Source organism: Algibacter miyuki (genome assembly GCF_030409805.1).
GTDB classification, from domain to species: domain Bacteria; phylum Bacteroidota; class Bacteroidia; order Flavobacteriales; family Flavobacteriaceae; genus Algibacter; species Algibacter miyuki.
On sequence record NZ_JAUFQP010000015.1, the window covers coordinates 96,240 to 115,768 of the forward strand.

Annotated in this window: 12 protein-coding genes; 9 read left to right on the forward strand and 3 right to left on the reverse strand. The window is 33.7% G+C overall.

From position 1 onward, the window contains the following. Window positions 1-280: 280 nt before the first annotated feature. On the reverse strand, window positions 281-1,423 hold the full coding sequence (locus tag QWY92_RS18575) for an AraC family transcriptional regulator (protein ID WP_290274365.1): 1,143 nt from the start codon (window positions 1,421-1,423) through the stop codon (window positions 281-283). Window positions 1,424-1,762: 339 nt separating this feature from the next. On the opposite strand from QWY92_RS18575, the gene QWY92_RS18580 reads away from it, so the two are divergent. From QWY92_RS18580 to QWY92_RS18615, 8 genes are all read left to right on the forward strand, one after another. Continuing rightward, on the forward strand, window positions 1,763-2,323 hold the full coding sequence (locus tag QWY92_RS18580) for a 3-keto-disaccharide hydrolase (protein WP_290274367.1): 561 nt from the start codon (window positions 1,763-1,765) through the stop codon (window positions 2,321-2,323). Window positions 2,324-2,354: 31 nt separating this feature from the next. Further along, window positions 2,355-5,534: a DUF7133 domain-containing protein gene (locus tag QWY92_RS18585; protein ID WP_290274369.1), complete on the forward strand. Its 3,180-nt coding sequence runs from the start codon at window positions 2,355-2,357 to the stop codon at window positions 5,532-5,534. 11 nt (window positions 5,535-5,545) lie between these two features. Next, complete coding sequence (locus tag QWY92_RS18590) at window positions 5,546-6,790, forward strand: FG-GAP repeat domain-containing protein (protein ID WP_290274373.1); 1,245 nt, start codon at window positions 5,546-5,548, stop codon at window positions 6,788-6,790. A gap of 27 nt (window positions 6,791-6,817) precedes the next feature. Beyond that, on the forward strand, window positions 6,818-7,129 hold the full coding sequence (locus tag QWY92_RS18595) for a Dabb family protein (RefSeq protein ID WP_290274374.1): 312 nt from the start codon (window positions 6,818-6,820) through the stop codon (window positions 7,127-7,129). 438 nt (window positions 7,130-7,567) lie between these two features. After that, a complete protein-coding gene (locus QWY92_RS18600) occupies window positions 7,568-12,577 on the forward strand; it encodes a translocation/assembly module TamB domain-containing protein (RefSeq protein ID WP_290274376.1) in 5,010 nt (1,669 codons plus the stop codon). Further along, window positions 12,574-14,829: a translocation and assembly module lipoprotein TamL gene (gene tamL / locus QWY92_RS18605; RefSeq protein WP_290274378.1), complete on the forward strand. Its 2,256-nt coding sequence runs from the start codon at window positions 12,574-12,576 to the stop codon at window positions 14,827-14,829. The genes QWY92_RS18600 and tamL overlap by 4 nt, the downstream gene beginning before the upstream one ends. A 115-nt stretch (window positions 14,830-14,944) precedes the next feature. Then, window positions 14,945-16,366, forward strand: coding sequence for a cardiolipin synthase (gene cls, locus QWY92_RS18610; protein WP_290274380.1), 1,422 nt, complete (start codon window positions 14,945-14,947; stop codon window positions 16,364-16,366). Between the two features lie 56 nt (window positions 16,367-16,422). Next, window positions 16,423-16,989, forward strand: a complete 567-nt coding sequence (locus tag QWY92_RS18615) for a hypothetical protein (protein ID WP_290274383.1) — start codon at window positions 16,423-16,425, stop codon at window positions 16,987-16,989. 7 nt (window positions 16,990-16,996) lie between these two features. Here the strand turns inward: QWY92_RS18615 and QWY92_RS18620 are convergent, their stop codons facing one another. Beyond that, complete coding sequence (locus tag QWY92_RS18620; protein WP_290274385.1) at window positions 16,997-18,517, reverse strand: GH3 family acyl-acid amido synthetase; 1,521 nt, start codon at window positions 18,515-18,517, stop codon at window positions 16,997-16,999. 129 nt (window positions 18,518-18,646) lie between these two features. After that, complete coding sequence (locus QWY92_RS18625) at window positions 18,647-18,769, reverse strand: hypothetical protein (RefSeq protein ID WP_290274388.1); 123 nt, start codon at window positions 18,767-18,769, stop codon at window positions 18,647-18,649. A 103-nt stretch (window positions 18,770-18,872) separates the two neighbouring features. On the opposite strand from QWY92_RS18625, the gene QWY92_RS18630 reads away from it, so the two are divergent. Further along, on the forward strand, window positions 18,873-19,523 hold the full coding sequence (locus QWY92_RS18630) for a porin family protein (protein ID WP_290274391.1): 651 nt from the start codon (window positions 18,873-18,875) through the stop codon (window positions 19,521-19,523). Window positions 19,524-19,529: the final 6 nt, after the last annotated feature.

Here is a 19,529-nt window from a genome sequence, read left to right on the forward strand (position 1 = left end):
TTTATGATTAAAGATATTACTATTGATTTTTATTTTGAGATGTTTTAGTTAAGTTTAAATTAAGTGTAGATTAATGGGAGATAGGTATAGACGAATGGTTTTGTAATGATTGTTTATTGGTAGAAATGGAGCGGTATTATGAAGGTTAATTTAAATGGTGATGACACTTAAAAACCAGAAAAAAACTAAACGTAACGTTTAAATAGTTTTGTTTTTATCACATTCAAAAGAGAAGAAAGAATGAATTAAGAAAAGAAAAATATTACTGTTTCAAAAAAATCTATCGACGTTGTTTCCTGTAAATGCTAGGAGAAATACCTATTTCTTTTTTAAAAATATAGCCCATATAACTCTGGTGCTCAATTCCTGCTCTTTCTGAAATTTCTAAAAGAGACATGTCTGTTTCTATCAGTAATTCTTTTATTCGATTTATTTTTAATCGTAATATTTCTTCAAAAGGAGTTCTGCCAATAGCTTTTTTAAACCGCGCCTCAAATACTCTTCTAGAGGTTGGTATATTTTTTATAATCTCGTCAATAGTTAGTGTGCCTTTCAATGCATTTTCATGAATATAGTGAAGTGCTTCGGATATTATAGGGTCATGGATAGCTTTAATATCGGTTGATTTCCTTTGAATAACCTGTATAGGCTTTACTCTAATTTCGGTACTAGACAACGTTTTGCCAGTCATTATTTGGTTGAGTAATTCTGCAGATAAATACCCAATTCGGTAAGGGTCCGTTTGGATGCTTGATAGTCTTGGTTTGCATAAATCACAGATAAGTTCGTCGTTATCCACACCTATAATAGCAACTTCTTCTGGAACATATATACCGGTTAATTGACAAATTTCTATAATTTGTCTTCCCAGGTTATCGTATGGTGCAAATATACCAATGGGTTTGGGGAGTTGTTTTAGCCATTCGGAAAGGAGATCTAGTTGCGTATTCCATTTTACACCAGCATTTTTTTCTGAAAAATGATATTCAAATAGGTTATAGTTTTTTTCTTTTAAGATCTCACTAAAATGGTGTTGACGCCAGTATGACCAGTTGTAGGGAACTCCACAAAATGCAAAATTTTTAAAACCACAACTTCTCAAATGTTCAAATGCAAGTTTTGCAATGGCCTTATCATCTGTTTCAACCCATGGAATAGATGGTATAAACCGACCCGAGCTAACATCAATAGTGGGGAGGTTTGCTTTTTGAATAATTTTAGCCATCTGTGGATTTTCTATTCTAGCAATTATGCCGTCGCCTTTCCAGTCGTTTAACCATTCTGGGTGGCATTCCCCTCTGCTAAATTCCCCCATGAAAACAGACCAATGCGTGTTTTCCTTAATGTAGGCATGAATACCTCTTAAAAGGCCTCTTGCGTAGGCATTTGATGTTTCTATTAAAAGGGCAACTTTTTCGCTCATGCTGATGGTAATATATCTACAAAGAACAGCATAATGTTATAAACAACATAGCCCTTTCTCATGTATATTTGTTAAATCATTCATTTTACTAATTTTGATTTATCTGTTTTTCAATAAATGTATATTGAAATTACCATCAGAAAGACATGATGTTTAGATATAAAATTAGAACATTTATAATGATGAAAATATACCTTGGATGTTTTTGCCCAATCCAATAGAAATATTTACTAAACTTTAATATTGAAAATAATATAATAATATATGAAGTCGAATCTAATTAAATATAGTTGTTGCTTTTTTCTTGTTTTTCTAACGCAGACTTGTCTCAGTCAGGTAGTGAGTAAGGAAGTCGTCGTTAATTTAAATGAGTGGAAAGCTGTAAACCCAGATAATCAACATTTTTGGACTGTGACTGATAGTACTTTGGTTGGTGGAACTGGAGAACAGAAAATACCGGTGAATACATATTTGAGTTCCAAAGAAACTTATAAAGACTTCGAATTGAGATGCCTTTTTCGTTTGACAGGAGACCATAATTTAGGACTCATTAATAGCGGAATCCAGTACCGTTCTATTGTTGAAGGAAACAAAATTTCTGGTTATCAAGCCGATATAGGTAAAGGCTATTGGGGAGATATTTATGATGAACACCGTCGAAAAAAGTTGATAGACGGAGACATGAGTGTATTAAAACAGTTGCTCAACGACGATGGTTGGAATAGCTATATTGTACGCTGTAAAGGCGATGTACACGAGCTTTATATTAACGGTGTAAAAACAACTGAATATCAAGAACTGAATAAAGATATTCCTTCAGAAGGAGTTATCGCTTTCCAATTACATAAAGGAGGAAATGCTAAAATAGAAGTTAAAAATATTACCATAACAAAGCTTTAGAAGGCTAATATTCAAACGAAATTTTTAAATAATGAAGAATAGAAGTAAGTTGTTTTTTTTGAGTTGCATAGTGGTGTTTTTCAATGTTGGATGTGGCGAGGAAACTGATAAATATAAAGAGGAAGATAACACCAGAACAATATTTAATCTAACAAAAAAAACACAATCTGCAAGAACAGAAGTCTATTCTCCAGAAGAAGAACTCGCGGGCTTTACTGTTCCAGATGGTTTCGTAATAGAACTTGTGGCTAGTGAGAAAGATGGTATTGTTAATCCCATCGATCTTACGTTTGACGATAGTGGAAGACTATGGACTCAGACAGCAAAAATGTATCCTCTAGATCCCGTTGCTGGTATTCCTTTTAGAGAAGTAATGAAATTAATAGAAGACCCTGTTGCACAACAGAAGAACCCTAATTTTAAACGAATTTCAGATTTGTATAAGGGGAATATTAAGGGAGATGATAAAATCTTGGTACTTTCTGGTCTTTATGATAATGCAGTAAAAGTAAATACTTGGGCCGATGGTTTGGCGATACCTCAATCGATTTTACCTTATAAAAACGGAAGTTATGTGGCTCAGGGTTCTGAATTGTTTTTTTTAAGTGATACTAATAACGACGGAAAAGCAGACACGAGAACGCCTATGTTTACTGGTTTTGGCTATACGGATACCCATACTATGGCACACACCATGAAAAGAGGTCCTGGCGATTGGATTCATTTTAGCCATGGCGCCTTAAATAAAGGAGAGGTTTCTTCACTAGTAAGTGATGCCAAAACACGGATTGACTACAGTAAAATAGCGCGTTTTTCTTTGGATGCAAAAAAAATAGAGATAGTAAGTTCTGGGCTCAATAATATTTGGGGGTTTCAAATGCGTAATAATGGACAATGGTTCGGATGCGAAGCCAATGATAAAGGATATTCTGTGGCCCCCATGGAAGTAGGTACAGGTTTTTCAGGAATTGGAGGTCAACGTATACGTCCGTATCAGCCTTGGATGCCGGAAGTACATTCATTTCGTGTGGGAGGGACTGGTATTTCAGGACTTGCCTTTGTTGAGGATACTGCAGGTTCATTTCCTGAAGAATGGAAAAATGTAGCCTTTTTGGCGAACCCTATAAGTAGCACTATTAATGCCGTTAGAATTATAAGAAACCCTGATGGTACTGTTTCTTCAGAACATCTTCCTGATTTTTTATCTTCGGAAGACGATTGGTTTAGACCCGTTAATATGGAGTTTGGACCGGACGGAAGTCTTTACATTGCAGATTGGTATAATAAAATAGTGTCGCATAACGAAGTTTCAACAACACATCCCGACCGCGATAAATCACATGGACGTATTTGGCGTATTCGTCATAAATCGCAACAGCCGGTTAAAATACCCGATTTCTATAAATTGAAAACAAATGAACTTGTAGGTTATCTAAAATCGCCATCTTTTTGGGCTAAACAAGCGGCTTGGCATCAAATAACAGATCGACCTATTGAAGAAACTAAAATACTCGCTAATGATTTGATTGCATTAGCAGCTGATAAAAATCAAGATGAGGTTACTCGTATTGCGGCACTATGGTCTTTGGAAGGAATAAAACATTATAATGAAGCACTTATGATGGATTTACTTAATTCTACTGAAGATAATTTGAGAAGGGAAGCAGTTCGTGCTTTGGTGTCGTTTTCGCTTTCTGCAGAAAATTTGGCTAAACTATTAAAAAAGCCGTCTGTAGATACTAATGTTATGGTGAGGTCTCAGGTATTGAGAACCTTGGATCAAGCGGCTGTGGCAAATACTGAAATCATAGCGCTTTTGGTTGATGCCTGTAAACCGCCACTTGAAGGAAATGCGCTTGGTGGTGCTTATGAACGTAATTTTGAACGTTATTTAGCCCGTAAAGCATTAGAGTTGTATCCGAAAGAACTTTATGCATTCATGAATTCATCTAAAGCAGGGGAGTATGATGTGTCCAATCTTATTTGGGCAAGTCAAGCACTGCCTCAACAGGAAAAAGAAAGAACGTTTTTATCCCTTTGGAAAAAAGCAGATTATAAAGAATTAGACAAGGCAAACTTCATTATTGTATCTGAAATGTTAGGGAATAAGGCTATTTCAAAAGCTGTAGAGCCGGTGCTGCATCAAAAAAATAAAGCAGCCACGCATGTTTCATTTGTATTGAATAATATTGGGCGGATGCAATCTGATGAATTAACACGTTTATTAACGAAACCAATTCAAGATTTGTTGGAAAGTGATGATGTATTGGAACAGAACCTTGGATTAGAAGCAGTGGGCAAACTAAAGATTAATACCCTTAAAAATAAGGTCGTTCATTTAGCGAATGATAAATCTTCAGAAAAAACACTTGGATTAGTTTTACGAGCAATTAAAAATCAACCTAAAGACAATAAAGAAGTTCTTAAGCAATTGTTTGATAACGAGAAGCTAAGCATTCGTTTAAGAGCGTCTGCGTTAGAAGGACTTTCGAAAGCAAATATGGGAGAGGCTGTTGCTGGACTAAAAAGTTGGGCAGCAAATCTTGACGAACGGGAGCTGCGTGCTATTACAAAAGAAATTTCAGGAAGTAAAGCAGGTGCCGAGCTTCTTAAAAAATCTTACAAGGATGGTGTATTAAAAGGGAATGCTTTTGATATTTCTAGTGCTGAAAAAGTACTTCAAATCAATGCGAAAAATGAAACGGGTATAGCTTTAATGAAGGATGTTGAACATCGATTAAATGAAGAACGAAAAGGGTTTGAAGCGAAACTTAAGAAGTACATGACCTTGGCTGAAAAGGGAGGAGGCGATCCAAAAGCTGGTGAAAATTTATTTCAAATATGTTTGCAATGTCACTCAGTGGGCAATAAAGGATACGAGTTTGCTCCGGCACTAGATGGTTCGGCTATGCGAGAAAATGAAGCTTTGTTAACAGCTATATTAGATCCGGATGCTGCTATGGAAGCTTCCTATGCTGTTTATAGTGTTACTAATAAAGACGGAACAAAAGCGGAAGGTTATTTGGTGAAGAAAGATGATCGAGGTACAACTTTAGGATTTATTGGTGGTGGCGAAATGTTTATTCAATCTAAAGATATCATGAAGCAAGGATTTATCGGTGGACGATCTTTTATGATAAAAGGGCTTATAGATGGTTATACTGATGAACAGGTTTCAAACTTGCTCGCATATATCAAAACATTAAAATAAACGATATATAAATGGTTTCTTTAAAAAATATTATAGTGCCGATATTGTGTTTGATTTCTATTTCGATGAATGCTCAAATAAAAGAGCCTTCAAAAACAAACGTATCTTTCAAAAAAATACAATTGTTGGATAAATACATAACTGAAGGCGCTTCTATTGCAGATATAAATAATGATGGTTATATGGATATCATCGCTGGAGCCTTATGGTGGAAAGGTCCTAGTTTTAAAGAATCTTTTGCATACGTACCGGTAAAATATTTTCCGATTTCTGGCCCAGGTTTAAAAGGTTATGCTGATAATTTTTTCACATTTCCTGATCATTTTGACACCGACGAATGGATAGATTTATTGCGAATAGGATTACCAGGAACTAATAGTAAATGGGTTGAAAATCCGGGTAAAAAACCTGTGCCAAGCTCAAGCATCTCGATAGAACCAATACAATATAACGCCCAAGAAAATGTATGTCATGAGTCTCCATCATTTGTAAATATCATTGGAGATGATAAAAAAGAGCTTTTAGCTTTTAGCAAAGGGTATATCACCATTGGAATTCCTTCTTCTGGCAATGAATTAAATTGGGACGTATTACCGATAAGTCTTCATGATCCAAAGCGTTTTTCGAAGTATTCTCATGGTTTAGGTGCTGGCGATATTAACGGGGATGGCCTTGTTGATGTGATTGAAAGAACCGGCTGGTGGGAACAACCTAAAAATTGGGATCGATTGACACCGTGGAAGTACCATTCATACCCTTTTTCATCTAGTAAAGGCGGGGCGCAAATGTTCGTTTATGATGTAGATGGTGATGGTGATACCGACGTTGTAACGGCTATGAACGGACATGGTTATGGGTTTTCTTGGTTTGAGCAACAAAATGATGATAAGAAGATTTCTTTTAAGGAACATAAAATAATGACTGATAAAACAGAAGACAATCCGTATGGGGTTAGTTTTAGTCAATTGCATGCACTTGCATGTGCAGATTTGGATAATGATGGCATACTAGATGTTGTTACAGGAAAATGTTATTACGCGCACAATGGACGGGATCCTGGTTCGGAAGACCCAGCGGTTTTATATTGGTTCAAGACTGTTAGGAATTTAGATGGTTCTGTAGAACTTGCGCCTTATAAAATAGACGATGATTCAGGTGTAGGTAGACAAATTTCTACTGGAGACTTGAATAATGATGGGAAAATAGATATTGTAACAGCAAACAAAAAGGGAGTATTTGCTTTTATTCAGAATTAAAAAAAGTAGATCTAAAACAATAAAGTTATGACTAGACATTTTGGGGTATTTCAGTTTAAAGCAGAAATTAGTGATGGCGAAATAACAAACTGCTTTGAGACTATGAAATTGATGGTTGGAAAAATACCAGGACTATTAGATATGGAGTATGGGCCTTACGATAGTACCGAAGGGCTTAACGATAATTATACCCATGGTTTTATAATGACTTTTGATAGCCCGGAAGCTAGAGAAGCGTATTTACCACATCCGATACACGAAAAAGTGAAAGATTTGGTTATTCCAAAACTAGAACGGGTACTTGTGTTCGATTTTAATGTTAAAAAAATAACTGTTTAGCCGGACTTACGACTAAACGTTTTGTAGTGATATAACTTTATAAGCTACATTCTTTTATTTCAAACTATAACTTTCCACCTAATTAAAGAAGGGCCTTTCTATAAAAATTGATGCAATATGCATTGATATTTAAAAGGTTCAAAGGGATAGAAGTGCTCTCATTTTCTAATTTTAAATCTCACATTGTCTACTCATTCAACAGCAAACTTAGAATGATATACAAAAGGAAAAAGTAATATCTTCGTCTAGAATAATTAAAGTTATACAGATCGATACTCCTAAGATTAAAAAAACAGAAGTTAATATCTTTTGTAATTCGTAAAGTAATTATCATTTTTGGAGCGTATTATAGTTGGAGGCTCTAAATTTTAGAAGATGTATAACCGGCAATTATTTTAAGAAATAAAATTTATATAAAAGTCTACTTTAGGAAATATAATGAACAAAAAAAAGCCATATAATAAAGCTTTCTATTTAAAAATACTCGGGAGATTAGCGCTCTTTACAGTAGTGTTTTTTGTTGCACTTATACTTTTTGTTCGAAGTCAATGGGGGCAAGATATTATTGTTTCTAAAGCCACGTCGTATATATCTACAAAGACCAATACTAAAGTTGAAATTGAAAAGTTGTATATCACTTTCTCGGGAAATATTTTATTAAAAGGCCTTTACCTAGAAGACAAAAAAGGCGATACCTTAATTTTTTCTAAAAAGTTAGAAAGTTCTATTGCCATAATGCCTTTAATTAAGGGAACAGCATTTAACTTAAAGTCGTTAGAGTGGGAAGGCGTTAAAGTTAATGTGCATAGAAAGGATAGTATCACTAAATTTAATTATGATTTTTTAATCGATGCTCTAGTTTCACAAGACACTAGCGCAGTAAAAGAAGATAGTAAACCTATGCAAATTGCACTAGGTAAAATACATTTAAAAGATTTTGAGGTTGGATATAATGATGCCGTTATGGGCATAGAGAGCGGTATAAAATTCAATGCTTTTGATATTGAAGCTAACGACTTAGACCTAGAAACAAACACCTTTAATATAGATGAGATTTCACTTAACGATGCTTTAATAAGTTATCATCAAACAAAATCACTCCCAGAAAGCACAGACGAAACCACATCAAAATTGCCCTTTATTTCTATTGGAAATATAGATGTTAAAAAGTCGAATATTTCTTATAAATCAGATCCAGATGATTTGAATATGAATGTCTATTTAGATGATTTTAGTTTAGAATTACCACTTCTAGATTTAACTAAACAAGAATTAGAAATTGCAGAAATCAACTTAAAGCAATCAAAAATCAAATTTGAACAAATTAAAACTGTTGTTGAAGAATCTACTGTGGAGTCAAAAGCTTTTGAGTGGCCAAGTTGGACGGTTTCAATAACTAATATGGATTTTGAAAATAATCAAATTGCAGCAAAAACCGGAAATACTATTTCAGAAGAAAAGGTATTTAATGCAGAAGACATTCAGTTGAGCACTTTCAATTTTAAGGCGAATAATATAGCTTACAAACCACAAAGTATTCTAGGTTCTATTACTGAGATTTCTTTTGAAGAACGAAGTGGTTTTCAGTTAGAAAATTTAGCAACACAACTTCAAGTAGGCAATACATCACTAGGTTTAAATAAACTGGCAATAGCTACAAAATTTAATAGTATTAATGGAGCTGTTAACTTGAAATATGATTCTTTTAATGCCTTCCTAAATACACCGGATAAAAGCCGAGTTTCTAGCCAATTATCAATTCTTAAAATGAATGCGAGTGATGCTTTTTTCTTTTCGCCACAGCTTAAAAATAATGAAGCTTTAGTTGCGTTTTCTCAAAAGAATATAACAGGAAACGTAAATATAGAAGGAGAAATAAACAATTTTACCATTGCAAAAACCAATCTTAATTGGGGCGCAAATACGCGGCTTACATTGGGAGGTACAGTAGCAAATGTTTTAGAAACTGAAAATTTGAATTTGAATATTCAACAGATAGATTTTGCTACAACAAAAGAAGATGCTACCGCATTTATAAATTCAAAAGAATTAGGTGTAGATGTGCCAGAAACGCTGCGTCTTCAAGGAAATATTAAAGGAAAGTTGGATGATTTTAAAACAAATCTAAATCTAAGTACAACACAAGGCACCATTAACCTTAAAGTAAATTTAAAAAACACGAATACCATGGCTTTTGATGGTGTTATAGATGTTGAAAAATTAGAACTTGGAAAAATTCTTAATAATGATCAATTAGGCACGTATTCATTTACGACGAGAATTAATGGTAACGGAACAGATCTAAATACATTAGATGCTGCAATAACTTCAGATTTTAGAAAACTGGAATACAATAACTACGATTTTTCAAACCTGAAATTAAATGGAGAAATTACAAATGGTAACGGTGATATTAGTTTAAATTTTAAGGATGCCAATTTAGATGTTGATTTTTTAACCACAGTTAAGTTAGACTCTGTAGCTTCAAAATTTCAGTCGGTTTTGGATGTACATGGTGTCAATTTTAAAGCCTTAGGTGTTTCAGAAGAAGATACAAGAGCTAAGTTTAAAGTGGTTTTAGATATTACTGGAAATGATGCCACTAATATAAGCCTAGATGGAAAAATTTCAGAAGTTGTTGCTGTAAAAAACAAAAAGCCATATATTCTTGGAGATGTTTCTTTTGAAGGTGTTTTAAACGAAAAAAACACCAGTTTTAATATTGCCAGTAATCCTGTAACGGCATCTTTAATAGCAAATGCAGATGTAACAAGTTTGGCAACTGCGATGCAAGAGCAATTTCAGAATTACTTTAATGATGTGCCCATTTCCGAAGAAAAAGATAATACGTCTGCAGTAACAATGCAGTTTAATGGTACCATACAACAAGCTCCTATTTTTAAAGATTTGTTTTTTTCTGAGCTAGAAACTTTAGAACCTGTAGAAATACGAATAGATTTTAATGAGCGTTTAAATACACTATCTAGTAAAATTAATGCGCCGCACATGGTTTATGGGGGCAATAGAATAGATAGTCTAAATATTGTATTAGAAGCTGAAAAAGATAAGTTAGATTTTAATTTTAATGTTGGTAATTTAAGTGCAGGATCACTTGCGGTTAAGAAAATAGCATTGACCGGAAATTTAAAAGAAAAGGTTTTGATTTCAGATTTTAAAGCCATGAATAGTGATGAAACTCTGCTACATATTGCTTCTGAAACTAAAAAATCAGGCGATACTATTTCAGTTCATATTAATCCGAAAGATTTAATTTTAAATAAATTACAATGGACGATGCTTTCAGAAAACAAAATAGTTATGGCTTCTGATTTTTTAAGTGTTGAAGATTTTAGTTTATATAACGGAGACCAGAAGATTACAATAAGCACATCGCTTCCTAATCAAACAAAATCTCATATTGGGTTTCAATTTAACGAGTTTAAACTAAGCACCTTAACCACCTTATTCAATCAAGAAAAAAGAATTGTTGCTGGTAGTCTTAATGGAGAAGTTGTTATTGAAAATCCTTTTGCAGAAACCGGTATTGTTGCTAACGCATCGGTGTTTAATCTGCGCGCCATGGAAATTCCGTTAGGTAATTTAACCTTGAGTGCAAAATCATTAGAAAATGCGGCTTATAACTTAAATTTAGCCATAGCCGGTGATAATTTAAATATTGATATCGGTGGTACTTATGAGGCAGACCCTATTGCTGCTGTTTTAGATTTTAATATAGACTTAAAAAGTCTTAATCTAAAGGCTATGGAGCCTATTATGAGCACCTATGTTTCCAACACAAGTGGAAGTCTTTCTGGAAATGTAAAAGTCACAGGGACTACAAGCGCACCTGAATTTTTAGGTGGTATTCATTTTAATGGATCGAATGCAACTATAAACGCTTTAAACGCGGCATTTACCTTTCCAAAAGAAACCATACGATTAGACAATACGGGAGTTTATTTTGATAATTTCAAAATGCTGGATATCAATAAAAATCCGTTTATTCTTAATGGGAAAGTCAACACCGAAACCCTTACAAACCCTGAGTTTGCATTAACGCTTAAATCTAAAAATATAGAGGTGCTCAACTCTAGTAAGGCCGACAATGATTTATTTTATGGTAAAGTAAATCTTGATACCGATATTACTATTGGAGGTAATTTAGACTTGCCTATAGTGAGCGGGGATTTAATGATAAATGAAGCTTCAAACTTTACGTATATTATTCCGGAAGATCAAGTTGATATTGTTGAAAAGGAAGGTGTCGTATTATTTGTAAATAAGAAAAATCCTGATGATATTTTAACACGACAAACGGACAGTCTAACATCTTCGGGAGTATTAAAAGGGTATGATATCGATGTGCAATTACGCATTGCAAAGAAGGCTGTTTTTACCATTGTTATAGATGAACGTTCGGGTGATAATTTATCGGTTTCTGGCGCTGGTAATTTCAATTTTGGAATTTCTAAAAATGGTGATATGTCACTATCTGGGAAGTATGAAGTGGCCGATGGACATTACGAAGTCAGTTTGTATAATCTCATAAAAAAACGTTTCGATATCGCTGATGGGAGTAATATTGTATGGCGTGGCAACCCGTTAGAAGCAGATATGGATATTCGTGCTATTTATGAAGTGGAAACATCGGCTTCTGGATTAATGGCGAGTCAGCTTACAGGTGAAAGCGCTTCTAATTCAGAAAAGTTCCGTCAAAAGCTTCCGTTTCTAGTGTACCTCAATTTAGATGGTGAACTTTTAAAACCTGAGATTTCGTTTAATTTGGATATTCCAGAAGATAAACAAGGCGAATTAGGAGGTGCTGTTTACAGCCAAGTACAACAATTGAACACTCAGGAAGAAGAGCTTAATAAACAAGTGTTTTCATTATTGGTGCTCAATCAGTTTTTTCCATCATCTAGTACTGACGGCAGTAGTGGTGGGTCATTATCCATTGCTAGAGACAACGTAAATAACGTACTTTCAGATCAGCTTAATAATTTTTCAAATAAGCTTTTGGGGAATTCAGGAATTGAGTTAGATTTTGGAATAGACAGCTATGTCGATTATCAAGGAGATGCACCGTCTAATAAAACGGAATTAAAAGTTAATGCTAAAAAGAGGTTGTTTAACGACAAACTTATTGTAGAGGTAGGCAGCGGTGTAGATGTACAAGAAGATTCGCAAAATGCTGGTGAAACAACACCGCTGGTAGGTACTGTAAATATTCAATATTTGTTCGATGATAATGGCCGATGGCGATTAAAAGCTTACCGAAAAAATGAATTTGAAAGTGTTATTGATGGGCAAATTATACTCACAGGTATTGCTTTAATATTTAATCAGGAATTTAATAAATTCCAAGAACTTTTTGCTAAAGCAGTAGAAGAAGAAGTTTCTAATAAAAAGAAAGAAACGCAACCTATAAAAGAGCATACTGAACAATGAGATTAAAAATTTTCTTCATTTTTACAATTCTATTATTAATGTACTCTTGTGGTATAAAACGTTTTATACCCGAGAATGAAACACTTTATACCGGAGCTACTTTTAAAATGGCTTCGGAAGAAAAAATAAAAGAAATTAAGAGTGTTGAAGAAGAATTACAAGCTGTATTAAGTCCGCAACCCAATGATTCAAAATTAGGATTATTAGCACGATATAAAGTAGAACAAGGCAAGCCCGGATTTCTGTATCGCTTCATCGATAAAAAAATAGGACAAGCGCCAGTTTATCAATCTAGCGTTGATGTTTCTAAAACGGAAAACTTAATTATAAATAGATTAGAAAATTTAGGTTTTTTCTACAGTACCGTAAATTCAGAAATTAAAAAAGGAACTAAAAAGAGTGAGGTAGTCTATACTGTTAAATTGAAAGAACCTTTTAAAATGGAAACATTTCAGTTAGATTCAGATACCGTGGCTATTTATAAAGAAATTAAAAAAACGCTAAATGAATCTGTTTTAAAAAAAGGAGAACGTTTTAATCTGGCTAAGCTTAAAATAGAAAGAGAACGTATTGATTATAAGCTAAAATCGCAGGGGTATTATAATTTCAATGCCGATTTTTTAATTTTTGAGTTAGACACTAATCAGTATAAAACGAGACGGTTTGATCTGTACTTACGCTTAAAGAAAAATGTGCCACAAAAAGCGCTAATTCCTTATAAATTAGGACCTGTAAATGTACACACCAAATATGCTCTAAGTGAAAAAACAAATCAGGTAGATACCACTACAGTTGCAGGTGTAAACTTTTTACAGGATTCAATATTTTTTAAATCAAAACGATTACGCCCATTCATCCTTTTTGAAAAAGGGCAACTTTACGATCCTGTAAAATTTAGAGCAACAAGTAAACGCTTGTCATCCATTGGAACCTACAAATTTGTAAATGTACAGTTCGATGAAAAAGAAGTTGCAGAACAAGATACCTTAGGGTATTTAAATACTAATGTATATCTATCGCCATTGAATAAACGGGCATTGAGTGCAGAACTGCAAGCGAATACAAAATCTAGTGGCTTTACGGGTCCAGCGTTAGCGTTAAGTTATACCAATAGAAACCTATTTAAAGGTGGTGAGATTTTGAAAATAACAGGTAAAGTAGGTTACGAAACCCAAAGCGGGGGAAATGTTAGCGGAAATACAGGGTTGAGTAGTACGCAACTAAGGTTGTCTGCAGATTTGATATTTCCACGATTATTATTTCCTATGAAGTTGTCCGAACAGTTTCAATATACCATACCAAAGACTAAAATAAGTACTGGAATTGAATACTTAAATCGAAGTAAATTGTATACTTTAAGTAGTTTTAATGCGAGTTTTGGGTATCAATGGAATGGCAATAATTATGTGTATCATACCATAAATCCAATAAGCACGAGTTATATTAGACTATCTAATAGCACTCCAGAGTTTGATGCTATTTTAGATGATAATCCTTTTCTTAAAAATAGTTTTGACCAAAAACTTATCTCTGGTCTAACTTATAATTTCACCTACAATGAAATGGGGAGTTCAAGTAAGAAACATACTTTTTTCTTTACTTCAAATATCGATTTAGCAGGAAATACTTTAAGTTTATTTGCGAGTTCAAACAATGCCGAGGATAAGAAAACAATTCTTGGTGTTGAATTTGCGCAGTATGCAAAAATAGATGTCGATGCCCGAGTAAATTTTAATTTAGGAAACGAGCAATCTTTGGTGACTAGATTATACGGAGGTTTAGGTTATGCGTACGGAAATTCTGATGTATTACCATTTTCAAGACAATTTTTTTCTGGAGGACCATATAGTATTCGAGCTTTCAGCACACGATCAATAGGCCCAGGAACCTACACGCCAGAAAGCACGAATACTACTTCCTTTTTTGATAGATCGGGCGATATAAAATTAGAAGCAAACATAGAATATCGTTTTCCATTGTACTCTTATCTTAAAGGCGCCTTTTTTGTTGATGCCGGTAATGTTTGGTTGCGTAACGAGAATACTGAATTAGTGGGCGGAACGTTTTCGTCAAATTTTATAAACGAACTCGCTATAGGCACAGGTTTTGGTTTGCGCGTAGATATACAAAGTTTTGTACTCCGTTTAGATTGGGCTGCGCCTGTTCATAAACCGGAATTTAATCAAACCAGCACCTATAAATTTGAACCCGCAGATGGTATTTTTAATTTTGCTATTGGCTATCCTTTTTAAACAATCTTTAAGCTAGCTGCATTTTACTTCTCAATTTTAATCCAATCGGATATTAAAATACCTCAAAGAATCCAACTTTTTTGAAATATACGAGTTTAGCCTTACATTTAACTATATGTCTAATATACTCATCATATTATATGCTTTATCAAGCTTATGGGCTATATATAATGTTATTATGTATGGTTCAAGGCCCACAAAATCGTTAAGCTGGTTATTTACAATAATCGTTTTTCCATTTGCTGGCGCGCTATTATATTATTTATTTGGAATTAATAGAAGGAAGTTTAAATTTTTCAGGCTGAAAAAATCTGAAATAAAAGACCTCTATAATTTAGATAATGAAGATAAGTTACACGAGGAATTAGAATGCGATTTTTCATCAACACAATCAAAAAAACTTTCAAAACTAATCTTTAATGGCACCAATTTATATGCTTCTGAAGGAAATAAAGTAGCCGTGCTTAATAATGGTGAAGAAACTTTTAATGCTATTTTTAAAGCGATTTCAGAAGCTGAAAAATTTATACATGTGCAGTATTACCTTTTTGGAAAAGGGGAGTTACAGGATAAATTTTATGAATTGTTTAAAAGAAAAGAAAAGGAAGGGGTAGAAATAAGAATGATTTATGATTCCTTTGGAAGTTCTTCTTTTAGTGGTAGGTTGAAAAAACGTTTTCGTGAAATTGGTGTTAAAGCCTACCCTATGATGCCTATTAGATTCGGAAACCTTCTTTTTACCTTAAACTATCGAAATCATCGTAAAATAATTATTGTCGATGGCAAAGTTGGGTTTATTGGTGGTACTAACGTGTCTGATAATTATATTAAGCCTATATCCGACTTAGGTGTTTGGAAAGATTTGCATCTACAATTAGAAGGTCCTGCTGTAAATAGTTTACAACGTATTTTTGTTAAAGACTATCATTTTGCGAGTAAAAAAGAATTGCTTCTCGATGCTAAGTATCTGCCAGCACAAAAAGTGCAAGGAACTTCACCAGTACAAATTGTAACTAGCGGACCGGATTCAAATCAACCTGTTATCATGCAACAGTATATCGCCATGATCAATCTGGCTGAAACTAGTATTTTTATTGCCAATCCCTATTTAATTCCTGGCCGTGCAGTATTGCAAGCATTGATTATTGCGGCACAAAGTGGCATTGAAGTTAATTTATTAGTTCCCAAAGAAGGGGATTCTACATTGGTAACATATTCTATGTTTTCTAATTTTGAAGAATTTTTATCAGTCGGTATTAATATCTTTTTACGCGATTGCTTTTCACATAGTAAAGTTATAATTATCGATGGGAAAATAGCATCGGTAGGATCTGGTAATTTTGATTATAGAAGCTTTGAACATAATTTTGAATCAAATGCTGTGATATACGATAAAAAGATTACTGCTGAAATTTTGGAGGAATTTAAATTGGAATGCGCCGATGCTACTAAATTATCCTACGAAACCTTTAAAAACAGACCGAAAAGTCAAAAGTTTTTGGAAGGTCTTGTTAAATTTTTCAGTCCGTTGTTATGATTCAATCCGAAACAAAAATCTACTTCATTCTCTTATTAACATTAAACCTATTGACTTTGAATGCACAACATATATATCCAAAATCTATTGCTATTGAAGCAGAAACGGCTTTATCACATTATCCAGAACTTGAAGACGTGGCTGTAGAATTTAAATTCAAAAGTAAGATTAGAAAATCAACAATGCAGGCGCAACCCACATTTTGGAGTGTATTCCGCAGTAAGTCTAAACGAAAGTATAAGGTATTAATTAGTGAGAGTTTTATAATTGGAGATACCATTTATGACACAAAAGGCATGCCTTCGGAAGTGCTTATTGGATGGCTCGGACATGAGTTAGGGCATATTATGGATTACCAACATAGAAGCGGATTCAATTTAATTGGGTTTGGTTTAGGCTATTTGTTTTCAGAAAAATCTATGAAAAATGCCGAGCGTAGAGCAGATACTTTTGCTGTTTTGCACGGCATGGAAACTTATATTTTGGCAACCAAAAACTTCATTTTAAATGAAGCTGGTTTTTCTGAAATTTATAAAAATAGAATAAAGCGTTATTATCTTTCGCCAGAAGAAATTATGATTATAGTAGACGAACGGGAAGAAAAGGCAACGCTTTCTAGTTAAGCCATTATTACTGCTTTTTTACAAAGGTTTCCCAAACTTCAAACTTATCTTCGTTCATAACGCGTTCCATTTTAACTTGGCCACCTTTCTTTTTATTAGCTGCATTCCAATCATAAAATACCGAGGTAGGTACAGTATTCACTTTAATTCCTTTTAAAGCTTTGCTGCGTGCTACACGATAATTCTTATTTGCATTTTGTAAAAAATCATCCAATGTTTTAGAGAATGAATTAGTATCTACATCATCATCAATTCCTAAATACCAACTATGGTAAAACTCATCATCATATCGTTTTGCACAAATAGTATACTCTTTTATTTTAACATTAAAGGTATCTTCCAAGTGCTTCACAGCATCGTTCATTTTATTTACAGAAAGTTGTGAGCCTACCGTATTTAAGAAAAATTTGGTACGTCCTGTTATTTTAATCTCAGCTCTTTTAATATCGGTAAATTCAATTGTGTCACCAATAATATAACGCCATGTACCAGAAACGGTACTAATAATAAGTACATAATCTTGGTTTAATGCTACCTCGTCTATAGTTAGAGAAGGCGCATCAGGGGTTAGAGAGCCATCTGGATTGATGTATTCTGGTTTAAAAGGAACAAATTCAAAATAAATTCCACCATCGGTTACCAATTGCATGGCGTCGGTTTCTGGTCTTGCTTGAAAGGCAATAAAACCTTCGGAAGCTAAATAAGTGTCTATAATAGTAATCGGTCTGCCTAATAAAGCGTTGAAACTTTTTTCATAAGGACTAAAAGCGACTCCTCCAGATGTATAGACTTCTAAGTTTGGCCATATGTCGTGTATGTTTTCAACCTTATTATAGGTAATAACTTCTTTAAGCATCAGTTCAATCCATGAAGGAATCCCGCTTATGGCGCCTATGTCCCAATCTTTGGCTTTTTCTGCAATTTTTCTAACGCGCTCATCCCAATCGTCTATTTGGGCAATGGTTTCTCCTGGTTTATAATAGCCTTGAAACCATGTTGGAATGTTACTAGCACTAATACCGCTAATTTCGCCTTCTAAATGATTGTCTTTTTCAACCAAATCGGTAGAACTTCCTAACATTAATATGCCTTTCTCAAAAAATGAGGCTGGCAAATCAAAATGACTTAATGCTATAATTTGTGCAATTCCGGCCGATTTTATACTGTCTATCATATCTTTAGTAACGGGTATACGCTTACTCGTTTTTCCTGTTGTACCAGAGCTTAATGCATAATAATCGGGGTTTTCTGGCCATGTAACATCGGTTTTGCCATCGTGAAGTTTTTGCCACCACGTTTCATTAATTTGATTATAATCAAAATAAGGAACTCCATTCGCAAAACGTTTTTCAAGATTATCACTTTCTAAAATAGTATCAAAAGTATAAAACTTGCCAAATTCAGTATCTTTAGCAGTATTCAATAGATGCTTTAGTACTTTTTTTTGATTTTCTGAATGGCTTGCTTCAGTTACTAACTTTTCTGTTAAATCGATCGTGCCTTTTATTAGGTTACCTATTATATTCATAAATTTAATTTTAAATAAATTGAGAGATGTTTTTTACTGATCTCTGATTGCTGTAATCAATATTTAACAAAAAAAAGCTAAGGGTTAATGGCGTGTTTTTTTGTTACTCAACTTCTTCATTAATATTTTTTATAAATCGGTAAAGTTAAGTTGTAATAAAGGTAAACCTCGGTTATTACTGTGGTGTGCTTTATTGAGTTTTTGATTAACTGAAATGATAATTTCTGAGTTTTCAATAAAATTTATTAGCATAAAACGGTAATTATGTAAAACATTCAAAAAATTATATAATATAAAACTTGAAGACTTGTTGCAACTTTGTAGTAAGAAAAATAAACAATAAATTTTAATTATTATGAAAAAGAAAATTCAATTATTTGCAGCTTTATTTTTAACTATTGGGGCAACATGCACAGTGGCACATGCACAATCTAATGATGCGCCAAAAGCGGAATTCGGAATAAAAGGTGGTGCTAACTTTTCAAACATGTACACAGAAGATGTAGATGATAATAACGTATTAACAAGTTTTAATGCCGGTTTGTTTGTTATGTTACCGATAACCGATTTCTTAGCCATTCAACCTGAATTTCTGTATAGCAGAAAGGGGTCTGAATTAACTTATGATAATGTAATAGCTAACGGAACGGCTAAATTTAAATTAAACTATTTGGAAGTGCCTATTTTGCTTAAAGCGAATCTAACTCCAAATTTTAATATTCATGCAGGTCCTTATTTTGCTTACTTAATTGATGCGCAAACAACCAATGAAACAGAAGGAGGTACTTTCGATTTTGAGGATAATTTTGATAATGATGACTTTAACAAATTTGATGCAGGTGTTGCAGTAGGTTTTGGTTTTGATTTTGAATCTATTGGAATTGGAGCACGTTATAACTACGGACTTACCACAGTTGGAAAAGAGAGAAGTTTTGGTGCTACAGATTATACATTTCCTGATGGGAAAAACAGCAACATTAGTGTATATGTAGCACTTAAATTATAATAGTTT